The sequence below is a fragment of the Pseudomonas sp. GW531-T4 genome, assembly GCF_017349615.1.
GTDB classification, from domain to species: Bacteria; Pseudomonadota; Gammaproteobacteria; order Pseudomonadales; family Pseudomonadaceae; genus Aquipseudomonas; species Aquipseudomonas chlororaphis_I.
In genome coordinates, this window is the sequence record NZ_JACMZT010000087.1 from 1 (window position 1) to 3,489 (window position 3,489).

General features: G+C 61.3%; 1 protein-coding gene. It reads right to left on the reverse strand.

Annotation, left to right across the window (positions count from 1 at the left end; genetic code table 11):
• The coding region (locus J4D28_RS30295; RefSeq protein WP_404940541.1) for a beta strand repeat-containing protein at positions 1 to 3,489 on the reverse strand (3,489 nt) is incomplete at both ends.

Here is a 3,489-nt window from a genome sequence, read left to right on the forward strand (position 1 = left end):
ATGGTGGTGCTCAAAGAGCTACCGCCTGCCAATGCATCGTTCGGAGCCGTGAAATTCACAGTACCGGAAGACTCACCCACCGGGATGGTAATGGTCTGGCCGTTGGACAGGGTGACCACGACTGGCGAGCCGGTGACCGGAGCTGTCACGGACGCGGTGTAGACCACGGTGCCGCCTTCAGCCACGGACGGAGTTGCCGTCAGGCTGACAGTCGAAGTGTCGATGGTGTCAGTCACATCGGTAACGGCTGGCGTGGTGCTTGGCACCAGATTCTCGAAGTTGCCGCCAGCAGTCTCTTTGATGCTGACTTCGACTTTACCCGCGTCCTTGTACACATCGTCAGCCGGGGCTGCGACGGTCACGGAACCTGTGGTGGCGCCGGCGGCGATGGTAATCACCGCGCCGTTCGACAGAGTCACGGTAACCGGCGTGCCCGCGGCGTTAGTCAGGGTCGCGGTGTAAACAATGGACCCACCCTCGGCGACGGTATCGGTCGCAGTCAGGCTGAGGGTGGTGGTGTCCGGTGTATCGGTGACCGAGGTGTCCGCTGGCTTGCTATCAACATCCAGCTTCTCGTAGTTGCCGCCGGTAGCGCCGGTGATGGTGGTGCTCAGGGAACTACCGCCCGCCAGGGCATCGTTTGGCGCGGTGAAGTTCACGGTACCGGACGATTCGCCAACCGGAATAGTGATGGTCTGGCCATTCGACAGGGTGACGACCACCGGCGAGCCGGTGACTGGAGCAGTCACGGACGCGGTGTAAACAACAACGCCGCCTTCAGCCACAGATGGAGTAGCGGTCAGCGAAACAGTCGAAGTGTCGATGGTATCGGTGACATCAGTAACGGCTGGAGTGGTGCTCGGCACCAGATTCTCGAAGTTGCCGCCGGTGGCGTCCTGGATAGTCGCTTCGACCTTGCCAGCGTCCTTGTACACATCATCAGCTGGCGCCGCGACAGTGACGGAGCCTGTGGTCGCACCAGCTGCGATGGTGATGATCGCGCCATTGCTCAGAGTCACGGTCACTGGCGTGCCCGCGGCGTTGGTGAGGGTCGCGGTGTAAACGATCGAACCACCCTCGGCGACGGTGTCGGTCGCTGTCAGGCTGAGCGTAGTGGTATCTGGTGTGTCAGTAACCGAGGTGTCGGCAGGCTTGCTGTCGACATCGAGTTTTTCGTAGTTACCGCCAGTCGCACCGGTGATGGTGGTGCTCAAGGAACTGCCGCCGGCCAGCGGGCTGTTCGGGGCAACGAAGTTCACCGACCCGCTGCTTTCACCTACCGGGATGGTAATGGTCTGGCCGTTCGACAGCGTTACGACCACCGGCGAGCCGGTCACTGGAGCAGTGACCGATGCGGTGTAGACCACGGTTTCGCCTTCGGCGACGGTCGCGGTTGCGGTCAGGCTGACGGTCGAGGTGTCGATGGTATCGGTCACATCGGTGACGGCAGGCGTGGTGCTTGGCACCAGGTTTTCAAAGTTGCCGCCGGTAGCGTCCTTGATGGTCGCTTCGACCTTGCCCGCGTCCTTGTAAACGTCATCGGCCGGTGCGGCCACGGTCACGGAGCCCGTGGTTGCGCCAGCGGCGATGTTGATCACCGCGCCGTTGCTCAAGGTGACCGTCACAGGCGTTCCGGCCGCATTGGTCAGGGTCGCGGTATAAACGATCGAACCACCTTCAGCCACGGTTTCGGTGGCGCTCAAGGTCAGATTGGTGGTGTCCGGGGTATCGGTCACCGAGGTGTCGGCCGGCTTGCTGTCGACATCGAGTTTTTCGTAGTTACCGCCAGTCGCGCCAGTGATGGTAGTGCTCAGGGAGCTACCGCCCGCCAGGGCGTCGTTTGGCGCGGTGAAGTTCACGGTGCCCGACGACTCGCCCACCGGAATGGTGATGGTCTGGCCGTTGGACAGGGTGACCACCACCGGCGAACCGGTCACTGGAGCGGTCACGGACGCGGTGTAAACGACAACGCCGCCTTCTGCCACGGATGGAGTCGCGGTCAGGCTGACGGTCGAGGTATCGATGGTGTCAGTGACATCAGTCACAGCTGGGGTAGTGCTTGGTACCAGGTTTTCGAAGTTACCGCCTGCAGCATCCTTGATGCTGACTTCGACTTTACCGGCATCTTTGTAGACGTCATCGGCTGGAGCCGCGACGGTCACAGAGCCTATGGTCGCACCGGCTGCGATGGTGATTACCGCACCGTTCGACAGAGTCACGGTGACTGGCGTACCGGCGGCGTTGGTCAAGGTGGCCGTATAAACGATCGAACCGCCTTCAGCGACAGTGTCAGTCGCTGTCAGGCTAAGGGTGGTGGTATCTGGCGTATCGGTGACCGAGGTATCAGCCGGTTTGCTATCAACATCCAGCTTCTCGTAGTTGCCGCCGGTAGCGCCGGTGATGGTGGTGCTCAGGGAGCTACCGCCCGCCAGGGCATCGTTTGGCGCGGTGAAGTTCACGGTGCCGGACGATTCACCTACAGGAATAGTGATGGTCTGGCCGTTGGACAAAGTGACGACTACAGGCGAACCAGTCACTGGGGCTGTCACGGACGCGGTGTAAACGACAACGCCACCTTCAGCTACAGACGGAGTGGCGGTCAGCGAAACAGTCGAGGTATCGATGGTATCGGTGACGTCAGTCACAGCTGGGGTAGTGCTCGGAACGAGGTTCTCGAAGTTGCCGCCAGTAGTCTCTTTGATGCTGACTTCAACCTTGCCAGCGTCTTTGTAAACGTCGTCCGCAGGGGCGGCGACGGTGACAGAACCAGTGGTAGCGCCCGCTGCGATGGTGATGATCGCGCCGTTCGACAGGGTCACGGTTACCGGCGTGCCGGCGGCGTTAGTCAGGGTCGCGGTGTAAACGATCGAGCCGCCTTCGGCGACAGTATCAGTCGCTGTCAGGCTCAGAGTGGTGGTGTCCGGGGTATCGGTAACCGAGGTGTCCGCTGGCTTGCTATCAACATCCAGCTTCTCGTAGTTGCCGCCGGTAGCGCCGGTGATGGTAGTGCTCAGGGAGCTACCGCCCGCCAGGGCATCGTTTGGAGCGGTGAAGTTCACAGTGCCGGAGGATTCACCTACCGGAATGGTGATGGTCTGGCCGTTGGACAAAGTGACGACTACAGGCGAACCAGTCACTGGGGCTGTCACGGACGCGGTGTAAACGACAACGCCGCCTTCAGCCACGGACGGCGTTGCCGTCAGCGAAACAGTGCTGGTGTCGATGGTATCGGTGACATCGGTCACTGCCGGGGTGGTGCTCGGCACCAGGCTCTCGAAGTTGCCGCCAGCAGCATCCTTGATGGTGACTTCGACTTTACCCGCATCCTTGTACACATCGTCAGCAGGCGCTGCGACGGTGACGGAGCCCGTGGTAGCACCGGCAGCGATAGTAATCACCGCGCCGTTGCTCAGAGTCACGGTCACTGGAGTGCCGGCTGCATTGGTCAGAGTCGCGGTGTAAACAATGGACCCACCCTCGGCAACAGTG